The sequence below is a fragment of the Pseudomonas sp. NY15181 genome (assembly GCF_048068055.1).
In the GTDB taxonomy this organism is placed as follows: domain Bacteria; phylum Pseudomonadota; class Gammaproteobacteria; order Pseudomonadales; family Pseudomonadaceae; genus Pseudomonas.
Window position 1 is genome coordinate 302137 of sequence record NZ_JBLUPT010000004.1, and the last position, 23899, is coordinate 326035.

Below are 23899 nucleotides of genomic sequence, written 5' to 3' on the forward strand. Positions count from 1 at the left end.
GATGAAAGCTAGCACGGCCCCAGCGCTTTGCTCGCCGCAGCGCGCAGCCCAGAGCCCTGGCGGGCTCCGGAGCATTCCTCGTCAGCAGTCGCCGGGCATGGCGCTGATCCAGCGGTTGAGCATTTCCAGCCCCTCGCGATGCACGAGGCCACGGCCCAGCTCGGGCATCATGTCGCCGGGTTTGTCGCTGCCGACGCGGTAGCTGAGTACCGATTTCTCCGGGCTGCCGGGGTGGATGTCTTCCAGCCGGCCGCCGGTTCCGCCCCCCGCCGCCACCGGCGGTTTGCAGACACCGTAGGCGATGGAGACCGGCGTGTGCGGATCGAGGTACAGCCCGGAGGTACGCGCCGCGCCTTTCGGGTTGTGGCAGTGCGAGCAGTTGGCGTCGAGGTAGCTGCGTGCCTGCTTTTCCAGATCCTCGCCAGCGCGCGGCTGGCCCCACAGCGCATTCTGCGGCACCTGTGCCAGCGCCGGCAGGCCCTTGAGGAAGCCCCGCGCCTGCCAGTGCTGCAGCTGGTTGTCGCTGCCTTCGGCGTAGGCGAAGTCCTTGTTCAGGTGGCGCGCCTTCGGCCCCAGCGGTGCGATGCCGGCGCCCTTCTGCTCGGCGTGGCATTCGGAGCACTGGTTGGCGTCGGGGACCATGTAGCTGAAGGCGACCTTCTGCTTGCCTTCGCCGGTCAGCTCCAGCGATTGCGTGTCGCCGGCCAGTTCCAGGCGCGCCTCGCGCTGGTCCGCGTCCCACACGTAGGGCAGCGCCGCCCATCCGTCCTTCTGCCGCACCAGCACGCGGGTTTCCACCAGGCGGACCTTGTCCAGTTCGAGCCCGGCCTTGGGATCGCGGTCGTCCTGGCTGTTCTGCAGCAAGTTGCCCTGGGCATCCTTGGGGTAATAGAAGGTCTTGGTCAGCACAGTGCCGACGGGGTAGTCGAAGCGATCCTCGGCGTACTGCGCGGCCTGCCCTTCCGGCATCCACACGGTGCGCAGCTTGTGCGCGTAGTCGGTGAACAGCGGCGTGTTCAGGTCATAGGGCAAGACGTCGGCGGCCGGCGCCAGGTGGCCGTCCGCCAGGTGCAGCATGCCCCAGCCGCTGAGCTTGTCCGGGTAATCGTCGCCCTCGGGCTGATAGCGCGGCTTGCTCTCCTGCCCGCACCCGGCCAACCCCACGGCCAGGGCGAGCGACAACAGGAACGAAGCGTGTTTGATCATGCCTTGCCGCCCTTCTCGCCCAGGCCGGCCTGCTCGATTTTCGGCAACGGCTTGAGCTTGCACTGGTGCACGCTCATGTCGGTGCTGATGTTCTTGTAGCCGTTGGGGCCGTCGACATTGACGATGCCGGCGTCACCATTGTCGATGCAGATCGACAGCGCCTCGGGCAGCTTGCCGTCGACCAGTTTCTTCTGGTTGAAGTAGCCGTCCCAGAGGATGTCCGGCAGGCGCCCGTTGAGGCCGAACTTGGCGACCTTCAGCGCCTTGAGCTCCATGTGGTCGGGGCTGTCGCCGCCGGGGCCGAAGGTATTGCCATGGATGTAGATGCCTTCGGGGTAGGGGTCGAAGTTCGGCTGGGTGGCCTTGTCCGAATAGTTGGTGCTGAAGTAGCTGCTGATGATGATGTTGGCGGTTTTGTGGTTGCCGATCTTGTTGTCGAAGATCTCCACGTCATCGTTGGAGTTCACCACCACGCCAGAGCCGGCCGGCACGCTGGCCACCGGAGTGCCCTTGTGGCCGAAGTTATCGTGGTTGTTGCCCTGCACGTCATTGGCGAAGACCCGGGTGCCACGTCCCGGCTGCTGCAGGTTGGGCATGTTGAAGACGAGGATGCCACCGGTGTTGTCGGTGGCGACGTTGTTATAGACGTCGGCGCCGATGGTGTTCTCGATCTCGATGCCGGCGACGTTGCGCTCGGCGCGGTTGTTGCGCACCACCACGTTGCGCGACTGGCCGACGTAGATGCCCGAGTCCGAGGCGCCGATGGCGACGTTGCCTTCGAGCAGGGTGTTCTCGGTCTGCACCGGGTAGATGCCATAGCCGCCGTTGTCGGTGGACGCGCCGTTGGTCCACTCGGTGCGGATGTTGCGGATAACAATGTTCTTGCCGCCGATGACCTTCAGCCCGTCGCCCTTGGTGTCCTCGATGGCGAGATTCTCCAGGGTGAAGTCCGAGGCGTCGACGAACAGCCCTTCGGCGCCGGCCTTCTGGTTCTTGAAGTTCAGGATGGTCTTGTCCATGCCGGCGCCACGGATGGTCACGCCGTCCACCTTCAGGCTCAGGCTGCGGTCGAGGTGGTAGGTCCCCGCCGGGATGTCGATGACGTCGCCGGCCTTGGCCTTGATCAGGCGTGCCTGCAGGTCCTTCTGAAAGTCAGTGCTGACGGCGGCGGTTTTCTCCCCTTCGCCGCAGGCGGCCAGGGCGACGGAGACGGCGATCAGGGACAAGCAAGCGAGACGCATGGCAGGGCACTCCAGTCTTGTTCTTATGATTCTGGAACTATAGTGCCAAGTAAATTTCATGGATAGCCCCCTGAGAACAGAAACCGGCGTCATTCGTGGGCTACAGCGGCATGACCGGTTGGCCGTCCCTGAAATAGACAGGCCCCGCAATTGCGGGGCCTGTCCGGATCACGGGGCGAAACTCAGGATCAGCGCGGGATGTTCGGCTGGCGCTTGGTACTGCGCTTCTTGCCCTTGGCGTAGCCGGTCGCCTTGCCTTCCTCGGCCTTGTTCCAGGGCTTGGAGCCGTCGCTGGCGCGCGGCGGCAGGCCGGTGTGCTGGGTCAGCAGCGGCTTGCCGGTCTTCTTGCTGCCCACCGGGGTGGAGTTCTTGCGGCGCGCGCTCTGGTAGCCGCCATCGCCGGCCGGCTGGTGCGTCGGGATGAGCTGGTGCTTGCCGTTGCCAATCAGGTCGGCGCGGCCCATTTCCTTCAGGGCCTCGCGCAGCATCGGCCAGTTGTTCGGGTCGTGGTAGCGCAGGAAGGCCTTGTGCAGGCGGCGACGACGCTCGCCCTTGACGATTTCCACGCCATCGCTCTTGTAGGTGACCTTGCGCAGCGGGTTCTTGCCCGAGTGGTACATGGCCGTGGCGGTGGCCATGGGCGACGGGTAGAACGCCTGCACCTGGTCGGCGCGGAAACCGTTGCGCTTGAGCCACAGGGCGAGGTTCATCATGTCCTCGTCGCTGGTGCCCGGGTGCGCGGCGATGAAGTACGGGATCAGGTACTGCTCCTTGCCCGCCTCCTTGGAGAACTTCTCGAACATCCGCTTGAAGGCGTCGTAGGTGCCGATGCCCGGCTTCATCATCTTCGACAGCGGGCCTTCCTCGGTGTGCTCCGGAGCGATCTTCAGGTAGCCGCCGACGTGGTGCGTCACCAGCTCCTTGACGTACTCCGGGGACTCCACGGCCAGGTCGTAGCGCAGGCCCGAGGCGATGAGGATCTTCTTCACCCCCGGCAGGTCGCGGGCGCGGCGGTACAACTGGATCAGCGAGGAATGGTCGGTGTTGAGGTTCTCGCAGATGCCCGGCCACACGCAGGACGGCTTGCGGCAGTGACGCTCGATCTCCGGGTCCTTGCAGGCGATGCGGTACATGTTCGCGGTCGGCCCGCCGAGGTCGGAGATGACGCCGGTGAAGCCCGGTACGCGGTCACGGATTTCCTCGATCTCGCGGATGATCGAGTCTTCCGAGCGGCTCTGGATGATGCGGCCTTCGTGCTCGGTGATGGAGCAGAAGGTGCAGCCGCCGAAGCAGCCACGCATGATGTTCACCGAGAAGCGGATCATCTCGTAGGCCGGGATCTTCGCGCCGCCGTATTCGGGGTGCGGCACGCGGGCGTACTGCAGGCCGAAGACGTAGTCCATCTCCTCGGTGGTCAGCGGGATGGGCGGCGGGTTGAACCACACGTCGGTCTCGCCGTGGCGCTGGACCATGGCACGGGCGTTGCCCGGGTTGGTCTCCAGGTGCAGCACGCGGTTGGCGTGGGCGTAGAGCACCGGGTCGCTCTTGACCTTCTCGTAGGACGGCAGGCGGATCACCGTGCGCTCGCGCTCCAGGCGCGGGTGCGGCAGCAGCTCGACGACCTTGGCTTGGTTCGGGTCGTCCTGCTCGCCCTTCTCCTGCTCGATGGCGCAGGCGGCGGTGTCCTGGGTGTTCACGTAGGGGTTGATGATCTTGTCGATCTTGCCCGGACGGTCGATGCGGGTGGAGTCCAGCTCGAACCAGCCCTCGGGGGTGTCGCGGCGCACGAAGGCGGTGCCGCGCACGTCGGTGATCGACTCGATGGACTCGCCGGCGGCCAGGCGCTGGGCCACTTCCACCACGGCGCGCTCGGCGTTGCCGAACAGCAGGATGTCGGCCTTGGCGTCCATCAGGATCGAGTGGCGGACCTTGTCCTGCCAGTAGTCGTAGTGCGCGATGCGGCGCAGCGAGGCCTCGATGCCGCCGAGGATGATCGGCACGCCCTTGTACGCCTCGCGGCAGCGCTGGCTGTAGACCATGCTGGCGCGATCCGGGCGCTTGCCGGCGTTGCCGCCGGGGGTGTAGGCGTCGTCGGAGCGGATCTTCCGGTCGGCGGTGTAGCGGTTGATCATCGAGTCCATGTTGCCGGCGGCGACGCCGAAGAACAGGTTCGGCTTGCCCAGCTTCATGAAGTCGTCTTTCGACTGCCAGTCCGGCTGGGCAATGATCCCGACGCGGAAGCCCTGGGCTTCCAGCAGGCGGCCGATGATGGCCATGCCGAACGACGGATGGTCAACGTAGGCATCCCCGGTGACGATGATGATGTCGCAGGAATCCCAGCCCAGCTGATCCATCTCTTCCTTGCTCATGGGCAGGAATGGCGCCGGGCCGAAACATTCGGCCCAGAACTTGGGATAGTCGAACAGCGGTTTGGCGGCTTGCATCACGGGCACCGGGGTATCTCGAAATAGGTATCGCGGAAAAACGCGGGCGCGGAATATAGCACAAAAAGTGTACAAATCCGACCAGTGAACTCAGATTTAACCGGTGCCTGGTCGTCCGCCAGTGCCATCATCTGGCTATACTCCAGCCACTATTCGCAGTAGGTGCCGGAGTACCCGCCAGGCACAGGGAGTGCGTGTCGTGCGTTATGTTTTCGTGCTGATGCTCGCACTGCTGGTCGGCCAGGCCGCCGCAGTCGAGCTGGACTCAAGCGCCAGTGGCGCCTGGCTCAATGGCAGCCTGGAACTGCTCGAGGATCGCAGCGGGGGGATGCCGTTCGACGAGGTGCAGCGCAGCCGCGACTTCGTTCCGGCCAATGGCCGCACCAGCGTCGGCCAGAGCTCCAGCGCCTGGTGGCTGCGCCTGGACCTCGACCGCCGGCAGACGCCGCCCGGCGGCTGGTGGCTGGAAGTGGACGCGGTCAACCTCATGGACCTGCGCCTGTACTTGCCCGATGGGCAGGGGCGCTACGTCGAACGCCTCTCCGGCGAGGCGATGCCCTTCTCCGCCGGCCGCGACCGTGGCTATCGCCGCCCGGTGTTCCACCTGCCCGAGGGCGTCGGGCCGCTGCGGCTCTACCTGCGCACCTATGATCCCGCCGGTAACTCCTTCCCGCTGCGCGTCTGGTCACTGGACGACCTGCAGGACCACCGCGCGGACACCAACCTGTTCCTTGGCGTGGTCTATGGCCTGATCGCCGCCCTGCTGCTGTACAACCTGTTCATCCTGCTGACCCTGCACGACCGGGCCTATCTCTGGTACGTGCTGACCACCGCGGCGGCGCTGCTGTTCAGCCTCGGCATGACCGGCCACGGCTTCAAGTACCTCTGGCCCGAGCACGCGGTGCCCTGGTGGCTGGACCGCATCACCCTGCCCTCGCTCTGGGGGCTCTGCGTGCACCGCTTCACCCTCACCCTGCTGCAGACCCGCCGGCACGTGCGCTGGGCGCACCACCTGCTGAACCTGAACTGCGGGCTGTACCTGCTCACCATCCTCCTCGGCGCGCTGCAGCTGCGCGGCGTCGCCAGCTGGATGCTGGTGGCGGTTACCCTCATCGGCGTACCGGCAGCCTTGGGCGCGGCGGTGACGCGCTGGCGCCAGGGCTCGCTCCCTGCCTTCCTGTACCTGCTCGGTTTCGGCCTGGTGCTCGGCAGCGTGAGCATCTCGGTGATGCGCGCCCTGGCCGTGGTGCAGCCACAGCCGTTGACCACCTACATCTTTCCGATCGCCGTCGCCATCGAGTCGGTGCTCTTCTCCTTCGCCCTCACCTCGCGCATCCGCAGCCTCAAGCGCGAGCGTGCGCAGGCCGTGGAACAGGCCAACCGCGAAAAGAACGCGCGCCTCTCCATGATGCACAACGCGCAACAGGACCTGGCCAAGGCCGTCGCCGAACGCACTGCCGAGCTGACCCAGAGCAACCAGTTGCTGCGCGAGCGCGAGGCCCAGCTGCAGCACGCGGCGCACTACGATCCGCTGACCAGCCTGCCGAACCGCCGCTTCCTGGTCGAACACGCCGAACAGGCGCTGGAGCGCGCCCAGCAGAACGGCGAAACCCTGGCGCTGATGCTGATCGACCTCGACCACTTCAAACCGATCAACGACACCCACGGCCACGATGCCGGCGACTTCATGCTGCAGAACGTCGGTCATCGCCTGCGCCAGTGCGTGCGCGCCAGCGATTGCGTGGCACGGCTGGGCGGCGACGAGTTCGCCGCGCTGATCGCCGGCCCGGACGCCGAAGGCCATGCCCGCGAGATCGCCACGCGCCTGCTCAACGAGCTGTCGCGCCCGGTGCAGTTCGACGCGCTCGAACTGCGCATCACCCCCAGCATCGGCGTGGCCATCTACCCCAGCCACGCGATGCAGTTCAGTAAGCTGTACAAGGCCGCCGACCAGGCGCTGTACGACGTGAAGGGCAACGGCCGGGCGAGCTACGCCATCGCCAACGAGAGCGGCAGCGAAGGCAGCGAACTCTGGCAGGACAGCAGCAAAGCCCCGGAAGGCAGTACCTGATCAGTTTCTGTAGCGACGCGGTACGCGGGCGGTGACCTTGGTCAGCAGCTCGTAGCCGATGGTCCCGGCGTGGTGCGCCACCTCGTCCACCGCAAGGTTCGCGCCCCACAGCTCGACCGGATCGCCCACCGCGGCATGGGGCAGATCGGTGAGGTCGACGGCAAGCATGTCCATAGACACCCGGCCCGCCAGCGGCACCCGCCGTCCGCCCACCAGCACCGGCGTTCCGCTCGGCGCATGGCGTGGATAGCCGTCGGCATAGCCGCAGCTCACCGTACCGATGCGCGACGGACGCTGCGCCACCCAGGTCGCGCCATAACCGACGCTTTCCCCGACCGGCACCTCGCGTACTGCGATCAACTGCGCCTCCAGGCTCATGGCCGGGCGCAGGCCCAGCTCGACGGCGCCGATGTCGGCGAAGGGCGTGGCGCCGTAGAGCATGATGCCGGGGCGAATCCAGTCCATGTGGGCCGCGGGAATGGTCAGCACGGCGGCGGAATTGGCCAGGGAGCGCAGGTCGAAGTCCAGGTCGAGCACACTGAGGAAGCAGGCCACCTGATCTTCGGTCAGCTCGTCGCCGCGCAGATCGGCGTTGGCGAAGTGGCTCATCAGGTTCAGCTCGGCCACCTGCGCGGCCTGACGCAGGCGCGGATGCCAGTCGCGCAGGGCCTCTGGCGAGAAGCCCAGGCGGTGCATGCCGGAATCCAGCTTCATCCAGACGTTCAACGCGCTCGGCAACTGCGCGGCGAGCAGCGCCTGGGCCTGCTCCGGCCCCTGCACGGCCACGTCCAGGCGCAACTGTGCGGCGATCAGGTACTCGCTGGGTTCGAAGCAACCTTCCAGCAGCAGGATGCGGGCATCGGCGTGCAGCGCGCGCACCTCCGCGGCCTCCTCCAGGCAGGCCACCGCGAAACCGTCGGCCTCGTCGTGCAGGCTGCTGACCACTTCCCGCGCGCCATGCCCATAGGCATTCGCCTTGACCACCGCGAACGCCTGGCGGCCCGGCGCGCAGCGCTTGGCCACGGCATAGTTGTGGCGGATGGCGGAGAGATCGACGACGGCGACGAGCGGACGCATGGCTGCGGGTCCTGAAACGAAACGGGCGCCCATTTTAAGGCGCCCGTCGGTCACGCGAAATGCGGCTGCGTCACTCGTCTTCGAAGTTGTACATGCCGGGCGCGAGGTTCTCGAAGCGGCTGTAGCGACCGAGGAAGGCCACGCGCACGGTGCCGATGGGGCCGTTACGCTGCTTGCCGATGATGATCTCGGCCACGCCCTTGAACTCGGTCTCCGGGTGATACACCTCGTCGCGGTAGACGAACATGATCACGTCGGCATCCTGCTCGATCGCTCCGGATTCACGCAGGTCGGAGTTCACCGGGCGCTTGTTGGGACGCTGTTCCAGCGAGCGGTTGAGCTGGGAGAGCGCCACCACCGGGCAGTTGAATTCCTTCGCCAGCGCCTTGAGCGAACGGGAAATCTCGGAAATCTCGTTGGTCCGGTTGTCGCCGGCGGAACCGGGAATCTGCATCAGCTGCAGGTAGTCCACCATGATCAGGCCGATTTCGCCGTGCTCGCGGGACAGGCGGCGGGTACGCGCACGCATTTCCGAGGGCGAGATACCGGCGGTGTCGTCGATGAACAGCTTGCGGTCGTTGAGCAGGTTCACCGCCGAAGTCAGGCGCGGCCAATCCTCGTCGTCCAGCTTGCCCGCACGCACCTTGGTCTGGTCGATACGGCCGAGCGAGGCGAGCATACGCATCACGATGGAGTCGGAGGGCATTTCCAGGGAGTACACCAGGATCGCCTTGTCGGTGCGCATCAGGGCATTCTCCACCAGGTTCATGGCGAAGGTGGTCTTACCCATGGACGGACGGCCGGCGACGATCACCAGGTCGGCCGGCTGCAGGCCGCTGGTCTTCTCGTCCAGGTCGGTGAAGCCAGTGGAAATCCCGGTCAGCGCCTCGCTTGTGTTGAACAGGTAGTCGATGCGATCGATGGTCTTGACCAGGATGTCGCTGATCCCCACCGGGCCGCCGGTCTTCGGGCGCGCTTCGGCGATCTCGAAGATCTTGCGCTCGGCTTCGTCGAGCACTTCGTTGGCGCTGCGCCCTTCCGGGTTGAAGGCGCTGTCGGCGATGTCGCTGCTGATGCCGATCAACTGCCGCAGCGTGGCGCGTTCGCGAATGATGTTCGCGTACGCCTTGATGTTGGCCACCGAAGGAGTGTTCTTCGCCAGTTCGGCGAGGTAGGCGAGGCCGCCCACCTGGGACAGCTGGCCCTCGCGTTCGAGCATCTCGGAGAGGGTCACCACGTCGATCGGCTGGTTGCCTTCGGCGAGCTTGTAGACGGCACGAAAGATCAGGCGATGGTCATGGCGGTAGAAGTCGCCATCGGACACGGCGTCCGACACCCGCTCCCACGCATTGTTATCGAGCATCAGGCCACCCAGCACTGCCTGTTCGGCTTCGATCGAGTGCGGCGGCACCTTGAGGGAAGCGGTCTGCAGGTCGTATTGCTCGGGGACGGTGATGTCGTTCATGGGCTCTTCGTGTTGAGTGAAACGGCGGAAAAAACAAAGGGCACGGACCGAGAATCGGAACCGTGCCCATTGTTAGCGGACAGCTTCGCACAGGCAAGCCGTGCGAATCGTCCTAGCGACGGATCGCTTACTCGGCGACTACAACCACGTGCAGGGTTGCATCAACATCCATGTGCAGTTGCACTTCGATGTTGTATTCGCCTACAGCGCGCAGGGCACCGTCGGGCAGGCGAACTTCGCTCTTTTCCAGCGGGTAGCCGGCAGCCGAAACGGCGTCGGCGATGTCGCGGGTGCCGATCGAACCGAACAGCTTGCCTTCGTCGCCAGCGTGGGCGCCGATGGTCACGATCAGTTCGGACAGCTGGGCAGCACGAGCTTCAGCAGCGGCTTTTTTCTCAGCAGCGGCTTTTTCCAGCTCTGCGCGGCGCTCTTCGAAAGCAGCGACGTTGGCAGCGGTGGCAGCGGTGGCTTTGCCCTGCGGCAGCAGGTAGTTACGGGCGTAACCGCCCTTTACGTTCAGCTTGTCGCCCAGGTTGCCCAGTTTGGCGATCTTTTCCAGCAGGATGACTTCCATTTGAGTCTTACCTCTTAACTTTTAACCTTCACCGTTCGCGGCTTTCTGGCGACGGGCCAGACGACCGCGAAAATCAAACAGACTGTCGACCACGGCGACAAGACAGATCACATTGCCCAGTACGAATACCAGCAGGTACAACGGCGCCAGCCAGAAGCCCGGAAGCCTCTTCAGCGCGACCAGCCCGTGGCCCAGTGCGATCCCGGCGAACAGCAGCGGAATCATGCACAGCGGCGCCAGCATGGTGGCCGCGGGACCTGCGAAGGGCAGTGCCACAACGCCGACCAGCAGCGCAATAGCCGTGCCCGGCGACAGGCGCAGTGCGCGGAACTCGCGGCCAAACCCTTCCGGGTTGTACAGCACTGCCTGCCAATAACGCGCCAGCATCAGGCACATCAGGCTGATCGTCTGCAGCGAGGCTGCCATCAGGCCGGTGATGGTCGGAACCATCTCCGCCTGCAGGGCGGCCATCTGTTCCGGCGAAAGCTTGGCTTCGGCCAGAACCTGCGGCAGTGCCTTGCCGAATGCATCGGCAAGAGCAGCGACCAACCCGGCCGACACCGTGCTGAGCAGCAGCACGAACACCGCACCGAGCACAACGCTCGCCAGCATCACCTGGTTCCAGGACACCTTGCTGCGCAGAACCTGCGCCAGCACGGCACTACCCACCAGAACCAGACTCACGCTGGGGTCACCCAGGTACCACCAGGCCAGTGCCGGAAGCAGCGCCCAGCCCAGGATGCCAAAGGCATCACCGGCGCCACGGCGCAACAGCACCAGACTGCCTGCTGCGGCACCGAGCCAGAACAACGGCTGCAGTACCGCGGCTGCGACGACCACCAGGGTCGCCTGCATGCGGCCTCGCATGACAAATTCAGCCAATGCGCGCATGCGATCTATCCATCAATCCCAGTCGACTGCCCGATCAACGGCCGTGGCTGTCGGTGTAGGGAAGCAGGGCCAGGTAGCGGGCGCGCTTGATAGCGGTGGCCAGCTGACGCTGGTACTTGGCCTTGGTGCCGGTGATACGGCTCGGAACGATCTTGCCAGTTTCGGAAACGTAGGCCTTCAGGGTGTTGAGATCCTTGTAATCGATCTCTTTCACGCCTTCAGCGGTGAAACGGCAGAACTTACGACGACGGAAGAAACGTGCCATGTGTGTGGCTCCTCAATACTGGTCCGGGATTACTCGTCAGCGCTGTCGCGGCTATCTTCGCCGTCAGCGGACTCGCCCTCGTTCGATTCGGGACGCTCACGGCGCTCACGGCGCTCGTTGCGGCTCTCTTCGGCCTTCAGCATTTCGGACTGGCCGGTAACGGCTTCGTCGCGACGGATGACCATGTTACGGATCACGGCGTCGTTGTAGCGGAAGTTGTCTTCCAGCTCTGCCAGGGCCTTGGCGGTGCACTCGACGTTCATCAGAACGTAGTGAGCCTTGTGCACGTTGTTGATGGCGTAAGCCAGCTGACGACGGCCCCAGTCTTCCAGACGGTGGACTTTGCCGCCGTCTTCTTCGATGGCCTTGGTGTAACGCTCGACCATGCCACCGACTTGTTCGCTCTGGTCCGGGTGAACCAGGAACACGATTTCGTAATGACGCATAAATGCTCCTTACGGATTGCAGCCTGCCGACAAAGCGGTCAGACAAGGAGTGAATGATTTTTACCTTGCCGCTTGGAAGGACGCGCGAGCGCCTGCCCGGACGACAAGGGCCGACATTCTAGAGAAGGGGGGAAGGTGGCGCAAGGCAATTGACGATTATTTGTACAATTGCTGCGGCCGGATGTTTGTGGGAGCGAGGGGACACCCTGTCCTTGCTCGCGAACGAGAGCAGCACCGTGCCGACCCGGTTCGCGAGCAAGCTCGCTCCTACAAAAACGATCTTAGGCACCGGCCTTGAGCTGGCGCTGACGGACAATCTCGAACAGGCAGACGCCAGTAGCCACCGAGACGTTCAGGCTGCTGACGCTGCCCTGCATCGGCAGCTTGGCCAGGTAGTCGCAGTGCTCGCGGGTCAGGCGACGCATGCCCTTGCCCTCGGCGCCCATCACCAGCACGGTCGGCCCGGTGAGGTCGAGCTCATAGAGCATCTGGGTCGCCTCGCCGGCGGTGCCGACGATCCACAGGCCGCGCTGCTGGAGTTTCTCCAGGGTGCGCGCCAGGTTGGTCACCGCCACCAGCGGGATCACCTCGGCAGCGCCGCAGGCGACCTTGCGCACGGTGGCGTTGAGGGTCGCGGACTTGTCCTTGGGCACGATGACCGCCAGCGCGCCCGCCGCATCGGCGGTGCGCAGGCAGGCGCCGAGGTTGTGCGGGTCGGTCACGCCGTCCAGCGCCAGCAGCAGCGCAGGGCCGCTGGAGCGTTCCAGCAACTCCTCCAGCATGTTCTCGCCCCACACCTGGCTCGGGCTGACCTCGGCGACCACGCCCTGGTGCACGCCTTCGGCCCACTCGTCCAGTTCCTTGCGGTCGCGCGTGCCCACCGGCACACGCACCTGACCGGCCAGCTCGACCAGCGCCTGGACGCGCGGATCATGCCGGCCTTCGGCCAACCACAGCTGCTTGACCCGTTTCGGGTGATGGCGCAGCAACGCTTCTACGGCATGGACCCCGTAGACCTTTTCCCACTGACTCATTTCTTCGCCTTACGCTTGCCGGCCGGCGCGCCGCCAGTGGCACCGGCCTTGGGCGCGGACGAGCCCTTGCGGTGCTTGGTCGGCTTGGCGGACCGAGCTTTCTGTTTCGAAGGATTGCGCGGCTTGCCCGCAGCGGGCGCGCCCTTGCCCTTGCCGCCCGCCGGCTTGTTGCCGCCGACCTTGGCTTCTTCAAGCAGGGCTTTCTTCACTTCGCGACTCTTGCGCACATCGGTATTGCCGAGCATTTCCTCGGCCTTGGCCTGCATCTCCGGGGCCACCGACGGCAGTGCCTGGACCACACCGACCTTGCGTTTGCGCGGCTGGAGCGACGGCACCACGGCCACGTCAGGCGCGAAGAACGGATCGTCCACCGCCTGGCGACGCGCCTTGGCCGGCTTCTCTTTCTCTGCAACGACCTTGGGTGCCTTGCCCCTGGCCACTTTGCCCTTGGCGACCGGCTCGGCCTTCTCACCACGTTTCTTGCGGCCGATGGGCGCGCTCAGCACGTTGTCGGAGAGTTCGAAGTCGATCTTGCGCTCATCCAGGTCGACACGCGCCACCACGACTTCCACGGTATCGCCCAGGCGGAAGCTACGGCCGGTACGCTCGCCCGCGAGGCGGTGATGCACGGCGTCGAAGTGGTAGTAATCGCCCGGCAGCGCGGTGACGTGCACCAGGCCTTCGACATAGATGTCGGTCAGCTCGACGAAGATGCCGAAGCCGGTCACCGCAGTGATCACGCCAGGGAAGGTCTCGCCCACGCGTTCGCGCATGAACTCGCACTTCAGCCAGTTGGTGACGTCACGGGTCGCCTCGTCGGCACGGCGCTCGGTCATCGAGCACTGCTCGCCCAGTTGCGCCAGGCGCGGCTCGTCGTACGGATAGATGCGCGCTTTGGGCATGCTGGCGGCGCCGACGCGCTGCACGTGCTCCGAAGCCGCCCTGGAGCGGATCAGGCCACGGATGGCGCGGTGGGTCAGCAGGTCCGGGTAGCGGCGGATCGGCGAGGTGAAGTGGGTGTAGGCCTCGTAGTTCAGGCCGAAGTGGCCGTTGTTCTCCGGGCTGTACACCGCCTGGCTCAGGGAGCGCAGCATCACGGTCTGGATCAGTTGCAGGTCCGGGCGGCCCTGGATGGACTCCAGCAGCTTCTGGTAGTCCGCCGGGGTCGGGTCGCCCTTGCCGCGGTAGAGGGTCAGGCCCAGTTCACCGAGGAACTGGCGCAGGTTGTTCAGCTTCTCCTGCGGCGGACCGTCGTGGACGCGGTACAGCGCCGGGATCGCGTGCTTCTCGAGGAACTTCGCGGTGGCGACGTTGGCCGCCAGCATGCACTCCTCGATCAGCTTGTGCGCATCATTGCGCTGGGTCGGGCGGATCTCCGAGATCTTGCGGTCCGCGCCGAAGACGATGCGGGTTTCCTGGGTCTCGAAATCGATCGCCCCGCGCACGTGGCGCGCGCCGACCAGCACTTTGTACAGGTCATAAAGGGTATTCAGGTGCGGCACCACCGCCGGCAGCTGTTCCTTCAGGCGCTGGCCTTCGGGGCTGTCGGGGGTTTCCAGGTACTGGCTGACCTTGGTGTAGGTCAGGCGCGCATGGGAATGGATGACCGCCTCGTAGAACTGGTAGTCGGTCATCTTGCCGGCCTTGGAGAGATTCATCTCGCAGACCATGGCCAGACGATCGACCAGCGGATTCAGGGAGCACAGGCCGTTGGAGAGGATCTCCGGCAGCATCGGGATGACGCGCTCGGGGAAGTACACCGAGTTGCCCCGCTTGGCGGCCTCGTCGTCCAGGGCCGAGCCGACCTTCACATAATGAGATACGTCGGCGATGGCGACGAACAGCTTCCAGCCGCCGCCCTTGCGCTTCTCCGCGTAGACCGCGTCGTCGAAGTCGCGGGCATCCTCGCCGTCGATGGTGACGAAAGGCAGGGTGCGCAGGTCGACGCGCTTCTCCTTGTCCTTCTCCAGCACTTCGGGCTTGAGCTTGGCCGCTTCCTTCTCCACCGCCTCGGGCCAGGTGTGAGGAATGTCGTAGCTGCGCAGAGCGACTTCGATTTCCATGCCCGGCGCCATGTAGTCGCCGAGCACTTCCACCACTTCGCCCTGGGCCTGACGATGCACGCTCGGCCACACGTCGATGCGCACCTGGACGAACTGGTTGTGCTTGGCCTTGCCAGCCTTGCCCGGCGGGATCAGCACTTCCTGCTGGATCTTCGGGTTGTCCGCGACCACCGTGCCGATGCCGCTCTCGTCGAAGTAGCGGCCGACGATGGTCTCGTGGGCGCGTTCGACCACCTCCACGATGGCACCTTCGCGGCGGCCACGGCGATCGAAGCCGGACACGCGTGCCAGGGCACGGTCGCCGTCGAATACCAGGCGCATCTGCGTCGGGCTGAGGAACAGGTCGTCGCTGCCGTCATCGGGGATCAGGAAGCCGAAGCCGTCGCGGTGGCCGGCGATGCGGCCGAGGATCAGGTCGAGCTTGTCCACCGGCGCGTAGGCGCCACGGCGGGTATAGATGAGCTGGCCGTCGCGCTCCATGGCGCGCAGTCGGCGACGCAGTGCTTCTTCCGACTCCTCGCCGGAGAGACCGAATTCATCGAGCAACTGGGCCCGCGTGGCGGGCGCGCCGCGTTCGGCGAGATGCGCCAGAATCAGTTCGCGGCTGGGAATGGGGTTGTCGTATTTTTCCGCCTCGCGGGCGGCCTCGGGATCGAGGTTTTGCCAATCGGCCATTAAAGTGAGGTCACCTTATCTATATAGGGATGGTTCGCCATCTGCTTATTGAAGCGCGAAATCCGCTCGTCGGTCAGCTTTGGGCACGAATAAATTTTTTATCGCATCAGGGGTTTACAAGCGAAACCTGGCTCCGTATAGTTCGCGCCCACAGCGTCAGACAGACGTTGTAACACGGAAGCGATGAGCAATCATCACATCCAGTGCCCAGGTGGCGGAATTGGTAGACGCACTAGGTTCAGGTCCTAGCGGTGGCAACACCGTGGAAGTTCGAGTCTTCTCCTGGGCACCACTTATTCAAGGATAAAGTCAGTCGATGACAGGCTTTATCAGGCGGGTTCGGAACCCTGATAACCGAACGATAGACCGCCCGATGCAACCAAGAGTTGCATCACCGCAAGACGATGAGCGATCATCGCACCCATGCTGAAAAGCATGCCCAGGTGGCGGAATTGGTAGACGCACTAGGTTCAGGTCCTAGCGGTGGCAACACCGTGGAAGTTCGAGTCTTCTCCTGGGCACCATCTTCAAACGAAAAAGCCGAGCACTGCTCGGCTTTTTCGTTTTCGGCTTTCTGCAATTCAGAAGCCCCTCGAAGCGAAAGCCGCGCACTCGTCATTACCTCGCCGCACCACCAACGAGCCAAACCCCGACCTCCGCAAACATATACCCCCGAAAACGACAACGGGCCGCATGAGCGGCCCGTTGCGATACACCACGCGAATCAGGCGAACGGATGACGCAGGACGATGGTCTCGTCGCGGTCCGGGCCAGTGGAGATGATGTCGATGGGCGCACCGACCAGCTCCTCGACGCGCTTGATGTAAGCGCGAGCGTTAGCCGGCAGACCTTCCAGCGTCTGGACGCCAACGGTGGACTCGCTCCAGCCAGGCATGTCTTCGTAGATGGGCTGCAAGCCGATGTAGCTGTCGGCGTCGGTCGGCGCATCGGTCAGCAGCTCGCCGGCGGCGTTCTTGTAGCCGGTGCAGATACGCACGGTTTCCAGGCCGTCGAGAACGTCCAGCTTGGTCAGGCACAGGCCGGACAGGCTGTTGATCTCGATGGCGCGACGCAGGATGACGGCATCGAACCAGCCGCAACGACGGGCACGGCCGGTGGTAGCGCCGAACTCGTGACCAACCTTGGCCAGGTGCGCGCCGACATCATCGAACAGCTCGGTCGGGAACGGACCGGAACCCACGCGAGTGGTGTAGGCCTTGGTGATACCCAGGATGTAATCCAGGTATAGCGGACCGAAGCCCGAACCGGTGGCGGTACCGCCGGCGGTGGTGTTGGAGCTGGTGACGAACGGGTAGGTGCCGTGGTCGATGTCCAGCAGCGAACCCTGGGCGCCTTCGAACATGATGTTCTCGCCGCCGCGACGCAGGTCGTGCAGGGTCGAGGTCACGTCGGCCATCAGCGGACGCAGCTCTTCGGCGTAGGCCATGCACTCATCCAGGGTCTTCTGGAAGTCGACGGCCGGCTCCTTGTAATAGTTCTGTAGGACGAAGTTGTGGTAGTCCAGCAGCTCGCCCAGCTTGGCGGCGAAGCGCTCGCGGTGGAACAGGTCGCCCACGCGCAGACCACGACGGGCCACCTTGTCTTCGTAGGCCGGGCCGATGCCGCGACCAGTGGTGCCGATCTTCGCGTCGCCACGGGCCTTCTCGCGAGCCTGGTCCAGGGCCACATGGAAGGACAGGATCAGCGGGCAGGACGGGCTGATGCGCAAGCGCTCGCGCACCGGCACACCTTTCTCTTCCAGCTTGGCGATTTCGCGCATCAGCGCATCGGGCGCCAGCACCACGCCGTTGCCGATCAGGCATTGCACGCCTTCGCGCAGGATGCCCGAAGGAATCAGGTGCAGAACAGTCTTCTCGCCAGCGACTACCAGGGTGTGACCGGCGTTGTGGCCGCCCTGGTAACGCACCACGGCAGCAGCCTGGTCGGTCAGCAGGTCGACGATCTTGCCTTTGCCCTCATCACCCCACTGGGTGCCCAGGACTACGACATTCTTACCCATAACACTTGTCCCCATCGTGGATGTTCGGTGCCGGCCGCGGCCGGCGGAAACTCGAAGTGGCGCACCTTAGAGCGGCGCCACCTGCCAATTGCCATCGCGAACCAGCAGTTGCTGGTCGCAGCCCGCTTCGGTAGCCGAAGCCGCATCCTGCCCGGGCAGCGCCTGTACCACGCGCACGCCCTGACGGCGCAGCTGCTGCACCGCCTGCCACAAGCCAGCCCCATCGGCCGGCGCCCAGACTCCAGTGCGCGGCTCATCGAGCTGGGCGCGACCAAGAGTGACCAGGGTCTTGAGGTCGGTGGAGAAACCGGTCGCCGGACGTGCGCGGCCGAAGTCGGCGCCGATGTGGTCGTAACGGCCGCCCTGGGCGATGGACTCGCCAACCCCGGGAACGAACGCGGCGAACACCACGCCGGTGTGATAGTGATAGCCGCGCAGCTCGCCGAGGTCGAAGTACAGCGGCAGCTGCGGGAAACGCCCCGCCAGCGAATCGGCGATGGCGGTCAGGTCAGCCAGCGCGGCCTGCACCGGAGCCGGAGCACCGGCAAGCACTTCACGCGCCTGATCCAGCACTTCGCGGCTGCCGCACAGCTCGGCCAGCGCACGTAGCATGCCGGACAGCTCGCTCGGCAGACCTTCGGTCAGCGCGGCGACTTCATCCACGGCCTTGCGCTGCAGCGCGTCGAACAGCAGTTGCTCGACTTCGCCGGACAGGCCGGCAGCCTGGGCCAACCCACGGTAGATGCCGACGTGACCAAGATCCATGTGCACGTCCGGCACCTGGGCCATCTCCAGCATGTCGAGCATCAGGCTGATGACTTCGACGTCACCGGCGAAGCCTGTGTCGCCATAGAGCTCGGCGCCCAACTGGATCGGACTGCGCGAAGTGGCCAGCGCACGCGGGCGGGCATGCAGCACGCTGCCTGCGTAGCACAGGCGGTTCGGGCCTTCGCGACGCAGACTGTGGGCGTCCATGCGGGCGACCTGCGGCGTGATGTCCGCGCGGAAGCCCATCAGGCGACCGGACGCCGGATCGGTGACCTTGAAGGTACGCAGGTCCAGATCCTGGCCGGCACCGGTCAGCAGGGATTCCAGGTATTCGATATGCGGGGTGACGACGAACTCGTAACCCCAGCGCTGGAACAGATCCAGCACCTGACGGCGGGCTGCTTCAACGCGCGCCGCCTCCGGTGGCAGCACTTCTTCGATCCCATCTGGCAGCAGCCAGCGGTCTACCGTTGCCATGTCGCCTCTCCCCTTTCAGCCGGGCGGCACTTCAATGAATGCAGTAAAGAAGGACGGTGCCGAGCAGCATGCTGCCCAGCCCGATGAGTCTCAGACTGCGGTCGCCCAAACGACCGAGCCCGCTCACGGCGTCGCGCCAACCACGCGGATACAGGAACGGAAGGATGCCTTCCAGCACCAGCAACAGACAGAACGCTTTGCCGAATTCCTGCCACATGGCTCTCGTACATGAATCTCGCGGACGCAAAAAAGCCGGGATTTCCCGGCTGACCCATGATAACACGATTTCTCCGACGGGCGCTGCCGCCCGCCGGAGAGTTTGACTCAAGGTTTAGCTTTTTCGAGGTAACGGAAGAAATCGTTGCTGGGGTCGAGCACCAGCACGTCCTTCTTGTCCGCGAAGCTTTCGCGATAAGCCTTGAGGCTGCGGGTGAAGGCGTAGAACTCCGGATCGGCGGCGTAGGCCTTGGCGTAGATCGCCGCCGCCTTGGCATCGCCATCACCGCGGGTTTCTTCCGACTCACGGTAAGCCTCGGCCAGCAGCACACGGCGCTGACGATCGGCATCCGCGCGGATACCTTCGGCCAGCTCGCGACCCTTGGCGCGGTGCTCGCGGGCTTCCCGCTCACGCTCGGTACTCATGCGCTCGAACACGCTGCGGTTCACTTCCTTCGGCAGGTCGATGGCCTTGACGCGAACGTCGATGACCTCGATGCCCAGCTCCTTCTGCGCCATGCGGTTCAGCGAGGCAGTGATGTCGCCCATCAGCGCGTCACGCTCACCGGAAACCACTTCGTGCAGGGTGCGCTTGCCGAACTGGTCGCGCAGGCCGGCCTCCAGGCGGCGGGACAGACGCTCGTCGGCGATCTGCTTCATGCCGGAAGTCGCGGTGTAGAAGCGCTCGGCATCGGAGACGCGCCACTTGGCGTAGGCGTCGACCATCACCGCCTTCTTCTCCAGCGTCAGGAAACGCTGGGTCGGCGAGTCCAGGGTCAGCAGGCGGCCATCGAACTTGCGCACCTGGTTGACGTACGGAATCTTGAAGTGCAGGCCCGGCTTCACGTCGGCGTCAACCACACGACCGAAGCGCAGCAGCACGGCGCGCTCGGTCTGCTGGACGACGTAGACGGTGCTCCACAGCGCAACCGCGGCAACGACGGCAGCGATCAGGGCAATCAGAGACTTGTTACTCATCAGCGGCTCTCCCTGGTACGCATGTCACGCTGCTGCAGGTCGTTGGCCACCCGCGAACCGATGTCTTGCGCGCTGCTGGTCGTGCTCGGCGTGCTGCTCGGGGTTGCCGAACCACGGCCGTCCATCATCTTGTCCAGCGGCAGGTAGATCAGGTTGTTCTGACCCTGCTGGCCAGTAACCAGCACCTTGCTGCTCTGGCTGAGGACATCCTGCATGGTGTCCAGGTACAGACGCTGGCGAGTGACCTCCGGCGCCTTGTGGTATTCGCCGGCCAGCTTGGTGAAGCGATCCGCCTCACCCTGGGCGCGGGACACCACTTCATCGCGGTAGCCGTTGGCTTCCTCGATGATGCGCTGGGCCTGACCACGGGCTTCGGGCACCACGCCGTTGGCGTAGGCTTCGGCCTGGTTCTTCTCGCGCTGCTCGTCTTCGCGAGCACGGATCACGTCGTCAAACGCTTCCTGCACCTCGCGCGGCGCGGCGGCGCTCTGGATGTTCACCTGGGTCACGGAGATACCGGTCTTGTAGGTATCCATGAAGCGCTGCAGACGCTCACGCACCTCGGTGGCCATCTGCTCACGACCCTCGGTGAGGATCTGGTCCATGGTGGTCGAACCGGCCACGTGACGCAGCGCGCTTTCGGTGGCGTGCTGCAGGCTGACTTCCGGCTGGTCGACGTTGAGCACGAAGTCCTGCAGGTTGCTGACCTTGTACTGCACGGTCAGCGGCACCTCGACTATGTTCTCGTCCTCGGTGAGCATCTGCCCCTGCTTGCTGTAGGCACGCTCGCGGGTGACGTTCTCCTGGAACTTCTTGTCGATCGGCGGGAAGTAGATGTTCAGGCCGGGGCCTACGGTCTCGTAGTACTTGCCAAAGCGCAGGATCACCGCCTGCTCCTGCTCGTCCACTACGTAGATGGCGTTGTACAGCCACAGCACGGCGAGGATGCCCAGGCCGATGCCGAACAGCCCGAGGCTGCCGCCCTTGCCGCCACCACCGCCGGTACCACTGCCACGCTTGGGCTTGCCGAAGATGCCGTTAAGGCTGTCCTGCAGCTTGCGGAAGGCTTCATCCAGATCAGGCGGGCCCTGGCGACCGCCACCACGGCGTCCACCCCAAGGGTCCTGATCGTTCTTGTTCGAGTTGTCACCCGGCTCGTTCCAAGCCATAGCGCTCTCCATCTGATAACGCGAAAACGCGCCTACGGCGCGCCCACCCATGCTACCGAATGCCCCCGCCGCTGCCAAAAGCAGCGTTCCAGGCTTTATTGCAAAGTGTGTTGCGCAATGAACTCCGCCGGCTGCCAGCCTTCACGGCTGACCAGGCGGTTCAACTCGACACGCGGCAGGCGAACCTGCAACACGGCGCGTCCTTGCTCGTCATGCCCCTCGGACTGTACCGCACCCAGCTCGAAGAACTGAGCACGAAGTCGTCCAAGTCGCTGCGGAAGGCAGAGCGTTCCCACGAACATGTCCTCCCCCAGCAATTCGGCGATCGCCTGCTCCACCAACTCCAGCCCACGGGATTCACGCGCCGACACCCAGACCCGGACAGGTTTGCCGAGTTCGTCGCGCTGAATCTGCGGCTGCATGTCCGGCAGCAGATCGATCTTGTTGTAAACCTCGAGCATCGGCAGCTCATTGGCGCCGATTTCCTGCAGCACCGCCAGCACCTGCTCGATCTGCGCATCACGCTCCGGCTCGTGGGAGTCGATCACGTGCAGCAGCAGGTCGGCATTGCTCGACTCTTCCAAGGTAGCCCGAAACGCCTCCACCAGCTTGTGTGGCAGGTGGCGAATGAAGCCCACGGTGTCCGCCAGCACGATCGGCCCGACGTCATTCAGCTCCAGGCGGCGCAGGGTCGGGTCGAGGGTGGCGAACAGCTGGTTGGCGGCATAGACCTCGGAGGTGGTCAGTGCGTTGAACAGCGTGGACTTGCCGGCGTTGGTGTAGCCGACCAGGGACACCGCGGGGATCTCCGCGCGGCGGCGGCCGCGACGGGCCTGCTCGCGCTGGCTGCGAACCTTCTCCAGGCGCGACTTGATCTGGCGAATGCGCCCACGCAGCAGACGGCGGTCGGTTTCCAGCTGGGTTTCACCCGGGCCGCGCAGGCCGATACCGCCCTTCTGGCGCTCAAGGTGAGTCCAGCCGCGCACCAGGCGCGTGCTCATGTGCTCGAGCTGGGCGAGCTCAACCTGCAACTTACCCTCATGGGTACGCGCACGCTGGGCGAAGATGTCGAGGATCAACCCCGTCCGGTCGAGCACGCGGCATTCGAGCGCTCGCTCGAGGTTGCGCTCCTGACTCGGAGTGAGGGTGTGATTGAAGATGATCAGCTCGACCTTCTCGGCATGGACGAGGTCGTGCAACTCTTCGACCTTGCCGCTGCCGATCAGGTACTTGGCTGAAGGCTGGTGGCGCGAAATGTTGACGAAGGCAACCGATTCCGCACCCGCCGAACGTGCCAGCTCCTGGAACTCCTGCGGGTCTTCGCGCGCCTCGGGGTCCTGACCTTCCAGATGGACCAGAATGGCCCGTTCCCCACCACCCGGGCGCTCAAAGAACAAGGCGGACTCCCGTCAAACGTTGCCCGGCTCGGCCGGCTGATCACCGCTGGGCAGACGCACCGGACGGCTGGGAACGACGGTGGAGATGGCGTGTTTGTAGACCATCTGGCTGACAGTGTTCTTCAGCAGAATCACGAACTGGTCGAAGGATTCGATCTGGCCCTGCAGCTTGATGCCGTTGACGAGATAGATGGAAACCGGGACGCGTTCTTTGCGCAGGGTATTGAGGTAAGGGTCTTGTAGCGAATGCCCTTTTGACATATGCCGCACTCCTTGTAAGGGTAAAAAACTGATTTAGTAGTAGTGAATTTGGCTTAACGCCGTCCTGAACCCCAAGGATAGACGGCCGAAATTAAGGTCTCGAGCCTATATGGAGACCGCCTCAAGGTATTTCAAGGCACGCGGCAAATTGTCGCTTGCCTGGCTGTCCAACCAGTGTAGATGGCTCCAGCTACGCAGCCAGGTGAACTGGCGCTTGGCCAGCTGCCGCGTGGCGATGACGCCTCGCTCCACCATCTCAGCGTAGGACAGTTTGCCCTCGAGGTAATCCCATACCTGTCGGTAACCCACCGCCCGTATGGACGGCAGCCCCGCATGCAAGTCATTCCTTGCGCGGAGGCGTTCGACCTCGGCGATGAAGCCCTGTTCCAGCATCTGGTCAAAACGTTGCGCGATACGCGCGTGCAGTACCTGTCGTTGCAGAGGCGCAATCGCCAGATGAGCGACAGTATACGGCAATTGCCCGCCGCCTTGCGCGCCGAAACCCGCATTTTCACTCGCCTGGCGCTGGCGATGTGCAGTCATGGACATACCGCTTACGCGGTACACCTCCAGCGCCCGGGTGAGTCGTTGCGGGTCGTTCGGATGGATGCGCGCGGCGGACTCCGGGTCTACTCGCGCCAGCTCCGCGTGCAGGGCACCCCAGCCTTCGGCCTCGGCCCAGGCTTCCAGTTCGGCGCGCACTGCAGGGTCGGCGCTGGGCATGTCGGCCAGGCCTTCCAGCAATGCCTTGAAATACAACATGGTGCCGCCGACCAGCAGCGGGATCTTCCCGGCCGCGGTGATCTCGGCCATCGCCGCCAGGGCATCGCCGCGGAATTCCGCCGCCGAATAGGCTTCGCTGGGGTCGCGGATGTCGATCAGGCGGTGCGGGAACTCGGCCAGCACCTCGCGCGACGGCTTGGCGGTGCCGATGTCCATGTCGCGGTAGATCAGCGCCGAATCCACGCTGATCAGCTCCACCGGCAACAGGCGCGCCAGCTCCAGCGCCAGGTCGGTCTTGCCGGCGGCGGTGGGGCCCATGAGGAATATCGCAGGAGGCAGGGACATCGGGGACTCGTTATTACGCACTGCTGGTTATTGCGAACTGCTGAATCGATTGGCGTGCAGTTTACTGCACTTTCCTGAACGCAAGCTTACGTA

Annotated in this window: 20 protein-coding genes and 2 tRNA genes; 3 read left to right on the forward strand and 19 right to left on the reverse strand. The window is 64.6% G+C overall.

Features of this window, described 5'->3' with window-relative positions:
- Nucleotides 1-81: 81 nt before the first annotated feature.
- The 3 genes from ACNFBT_RS13150 to ACNFBT_RS13160 form a co-directional block, all read right to left on the reverse strand.
- Complete coding sequence (locus tag ACNFBT_RS13150) at nt 82-1206, reverse strand: SO2930 family diheme c-type cytochrome (protein WP_416749942.1); 1125 nt, start codon at nt 1204-1206, stop codon at nt 82-84.
- Nucleotides 1203-2447 carry a parallel beta-helix domain-containing protein gene (locus ACNFBT_RS13155; protein ID WP_416749944.1) on the reverse strand — a complete coding sequence of 415 codons (1245 nt, stop codon included), beginning with the start codon at nt 2445-2447 and terminating at the stop codon, nt 1203-1205. The genes ACNFBT_RS13150 and ACNFBT_RS13155 overlap by 4 nt, the downstream gene beginning before the upstream one ends.
- Before the next feature lie 188 nt (nt 2448-2635).
- Nucleotides 2636-4891 (reverse strand): YgiQ family radical SAM protein, encoded by a 2256-nt coding sequence (locus ACNFBT_RS13160; RefSeq protein WP_416749946.1) that lies wholly within the window; start codon nt 4889-4891, stop codon nt 2636-2638.
- Between the two features lie 220 nt (nt 4892-5111).
- On the opposite strand from ACNFBT_RS13160, the gene ACNFBT_RS13165 reads away from it, so the two are divergent.
- On the forward strand, nt 5112-6962 hold the full coding sequence (locus ACNFBT_RS13165; protein WP_416750114.1) for a diguanylate cyclase domain-containing protein: 1851 nt from the start codon (nt 5112-5114) through the stop codon (nt 6960-6962).
- Here the strand turns inward: ACNFBT_RS13165 and alr are convergent, their stop codons facing one another.
- From alr to rnr, 8 genes are all read right to left on the reverse strand, one after another.
- Nucleotides 6963-8039, reverse strand: a complete 1077-nt coding sequence (alr, locus tag ACNFBT_RS13170) for an alanine racemase (protein ID WP_416749948.1) — start codon at nt 8037-8039, stop codon at nt 6963-6965.
- 70 nt (nt 8040-8109) lie between these two features.
- Nucleotides 8110-9504: a replicative DNA helicase gene (gene dnaB / locus ACNFBT_RS13175; protein ID WP_416749950.1), complete on the reverse strand. Its 1395-nt coding sequence runs from the start codon at nt 9502-9504 to the stop codon at nt 8110-8112.
- 127 nt (nt 9505-9631) lie between these two features.
- A complete protein-coding gene (rplI, locus tag ACNFBT_RS13180; protein WP_017518273.1) occupies nt 9632-10078 on the reverse strand; it encodes a 50S ribosomal protein L9 in 447 nt (148 codons plus the stop codon).
- A 21-nt stretch (nt 10079-10099) separates the two neighbouring features.
- Nucleotides 10100-10969: a hypothetical protein gene (locus ACNFBT_RS13185; RefSeq protein WP_416749953.1), complete on the reverse strand. Its 870-nt coding sequence runs from the start codon at nt 10967-10969 to the stop codon at nt 10100-10102.
- A gap of 34 nt (nt 10970-11003) precedes the next feature.
- Nucleotides 11004-11234 (reverse strand): 30S ribosomal protein S18, encoded by a 231-nt coding sequence (rpsR, locus tag ACNFBT_RS13190; RefSeq protein WP_003095634.1) that lies wholly within the window; start codon nt 11232-11234, stop codon nt 11004-11006.
- A gap of 29 nt (nt 11235-11263) precedes the next feature.
- Nucleotides 11264-11680, reverse strand: coding sequence for a 30S ribosomal protein S6 (gene rpsF, locus ACNFBT_RS13195; protein WP_054906367.1), 417 nt, complete (start codon nt 11678-11680; stop codon nt 11264-11266).
- Between the two features lie 281 nt (nt 11681-11961).
- Complete coding sequence (gene rlmB / locus ACNFBT_RS13200; RefSeq protein ID WP_207882321.1) at nt 11962-12714, reverse strand: 23S rRNA (guanosine(2251)-2'-O)-methyltransferase RlmB; 753 nt, start codon at nt 12712-12714, stop codon at nt 11962-11964.
- Nucleotides 12711-15452 carry a ribonuclease R gene (rnr, locus tag ACNFBT_RS13205; protein ID WP_416749957.1) on the reverse strand — a complete coding sequence of 914 codons (2742 nt, stop codon included), beginning with the start codon at nt 15450-15452 and terminating at the stop codon, nt 12711-12713. Before rnr ends, rlmB begins: the two co-directional genes overlap by 4 nt.
- A gap of 205 nt (nt 15453-15657) precedes the next feature.
- Between rnr and ACNFBT_RS13210 the strand changes: the two genes are divergently transcribed.
- Both ACNFBT_RS13210 and ACNFBT_RS13215 read left to right on the forward strand, forming a co-directional pair.
- Nucleotides 15658-15744 (forward strand) — tRNA-Leu (locus ACNFBT_RS13210).
- A 145-nt stretch (nt 15745-15889) separates the two neighbouring features.
- Nucleotides 15890-15976 (forward strand) — tRNA-Leu (locus tag ACNFBT_RS13215).
- A gap of 200 nt (nt 15977-16176) precedes the next feature.
- On the opposite strand, the gene ACNFBT_RS13220 is transcribed toward ACNFBT_RS13215, so the two are convergent.
- The 8 genes from ACNFBT_RS13220 to miaA form a co-directional block, all read right to left on the reverse strand.
- A complete protein-coding gene (locus ACNFBT_RS13220) occupies nt 16177-17472 on the reverse strand; it encodes an adenylosuccinate synthase (protein ID WP_416749959.1) in 1296 nt (431 codons plus the stop codon).
- Between the two features lie 66 nt (nt 17473-17538).
- On the reverse strand, nt 17539-18717 hold the full coding sequence (locus ACNFBT_RS13225; RefSeq protein WP_416749961.1) for an ATP phosphoribosyltransferase regulatory subunit: 1179 nt from the start codon (nt 18715-18717) through the stop codon (nt 17539-17541).
- A gap of 31 nt (nt 18718-18748) precedes the next feature.
- The gene (locus ACNFBT_RS13230) at nt 18749-18934 is read right to left on the reverse strand and encodes a DUF2065 domain-containing protein (RefSeq protein ID WP_037012084.1); all 186 of its coding nucleotides are present in this window, start codon (nt 18932-18934) and stop codon (nt 18749-18751) included.
- 107 nt (nt 18935-19041) lie between these two features.
- Nucleotides 19042-19911: a protease modulator HflC gene (hflC, locus tag ACNFBT_RS13235; protein ID WP_416749963.1), complete on the reverse strand. Its 870-nt coding sequence runs from the start codon at nt 19909-19911 to the stop codon at nt 19042-19044.
- Entirely contained in the window at nt 19911-21080 is a 1170-nt protein-coding gene (hflK, locus tag ACNFBT_RS13240; protein WP_416749965.1) for an FtsH protease activity modulator HflK, read from the reverse strand. The genes hflC and hflK overlap by 1 nt, the downstream gene beginning before the upstream one ends.
- A gap of 95 nt (nt 21081-21175) precedes the next feature.
- Nucleotides 21176-22477 carry a ribosome rescue GTPase HflX gene (gene hflX / locus ACNFBT_RS13245; protein ID WP_416749967.1) on the reverse strand — a complete coding sequence of 434 codons (1302 nt, stop codon included), beginning with the start codon at nt 22475-22477 and terminating at the stop codon, nt 21176-21178.
- Nucleotides 22478-22489: 12 nt separating this feature from the next.
- Nucleotides 22490-22738, reverse strand: coding sequence for an RNA chaperone Hfq (gene hfq / locus ACNFBT_RS13250; RefSeq protein WP_015479145.1), 249 nt, complete (start codon nt 22736-22738; stop codon nt 22490-22492).
- Between the two features lie 105 nt (nt 22739-22843).
- Complete coding sequence (miaA, locus tag ACNFBT_RS13255; RefSeq protein ID WP_416749969.1) at nt 22844-23806, reverse strand: tRNA (adenosine(37)-N6)-dimethylallyltransferase MiaA; 963 nt, start codon at nt 23804-23806, stop codon at nt 22844-22846.
- Nucleotides 23807-23899: the final 93 nt, after the last annotated feature.

Bases quoted from the DNA above. Each gene is read 5' to 3' on its own strand.
- ACNFBT_RS13150 (WP_416749942.1), bottom strand. From the start codon at position 1,206: ATGATCAAACACGCTTCGTTCCTGTTGTCGCTCGCCCTGGCCGTGGGG.
- ACNFBT_RS13155 (WP_416749944.1), bottom strand. From the start codon at position 2,447: ATGCGTCTCGCTTGCTTGTCCCTGATCGCCGTCTCCGTCGCCCTGGCC.
- ACNFBT_RS13160 (WP_416749946.1), bottom strand. From the start codon at position 4,891: ATGCAAGCCGCCAAACCGCTGTTCGACTATCCCAAGTTCTGGGCCGAA.
- ACNFBT_RS13165 (WP_416750114.1), top strand. From the start codon at position 5,112: ATGCTCGCACTGCTGGTCGGCCAGGCCGCCGCAGTCGAGCTGGACTCA.
- alr (WP_416749948.1), bottom strand. From the start codon at position 8,039: ATGCGTCCGCTCGTCGCCGTCGTCGATCTCTCCGCCATCCGCCACAAC.
- dnaB (WP_416749950.1), bottom strand. From the start codon at position 9,504: ATGAACGACATCACCGTCCCCGAGCAATACGACCTGCAGACCGCTTCC.
- rplI (WP_017518273.1), bottom strand. From the start codon at position 10,078: ATGGAAGTCATCCTGCTGGAAAAGATCGCCAAACTGGGCAACCTGGGC.
- ACNFBT_RS13185 (WP_416749953.1), bottom strand. From the start codon at position 10,969: ATGCGCGCATTGGCTGAATTTGTCATGCGAGGCCGCATGCAGGCGACC.
- rpsR (WP_003095634.1), bottom strand. From the start codon at position 11,234: ATGGCACGTTTCTTCCGTCGTCGTAAGTTCTGCCGTTTCACCGCTGAA.
- rpsF (WP_054906367.1), bottom strand. From the start codon at position 11,680: ATGCGTCATTACGAAATCGTGTTCCTGGTTCACCCGGACCAGAGCGAA.
- rlmB (WP_207882321.1), bottom strand. From the start codon at position 12,714: ATGAGTCAGTGGGAAAAGGTCTACGGGGTCCATGCCGTAGAAGCGTTG.
- rnr (WP_416749957.1), bottom strand. From the start codon at position 15,452: ATGGCCGATTGGCAAAACCTCGATCCCGAGGCCGCCCGCGAGGCGGAA.
- ACNFBT_RS13220 (WP_416749959.1), bottom strand. From the start codon at position 17,472: ATGGGTAAGAATGTCGTAGTCCTGGGCACCCAGTGGGGTGATGAGGGC.
- ACNFBT_RS13225 (WP_416749961.1), bottom strand. From the start codon at position 18,717: ATGGCAACGGTAGACCGCTGGCTGCTGCCAGATGGGATCGAAGAAGTG.
- ACNFBT_RS13230 (WP_037012084.1), bottom strand. From the start codon at position 18,934: ATGTGGCAGGAATTCGGCAAAGCGTTCTGTCTGTTGCTGGTGCTGGAA.
- hflC (WP_416749963.1), bottom strand. From the start codon at position 19,911: ATGAGTAACAAGTCTCTGATTGCCCTGATCGCTGCCGTCGTTGCCGCG.
- hflK (WP_416749965.1), bottom strand. From the start codon at position 21,080: ATGGCTTGGAACGAGCCGGGTGACAACTCGAACAAGAACGATCAGGAC.
- hfq (WP_015479145.1), bottom strand. From the start codon at position 22,738: ATGTCAAAAGGGCATTCGCTACAAGACCCTTACCTCAATACCCTGCGC.
- miaA (WP_416749969.1), bottom strand. From the start codon at position 23,806: ATGTCCCTGCCTCCTGCGATATTCCTCATGGGCCCCACCGCCGCCGGC.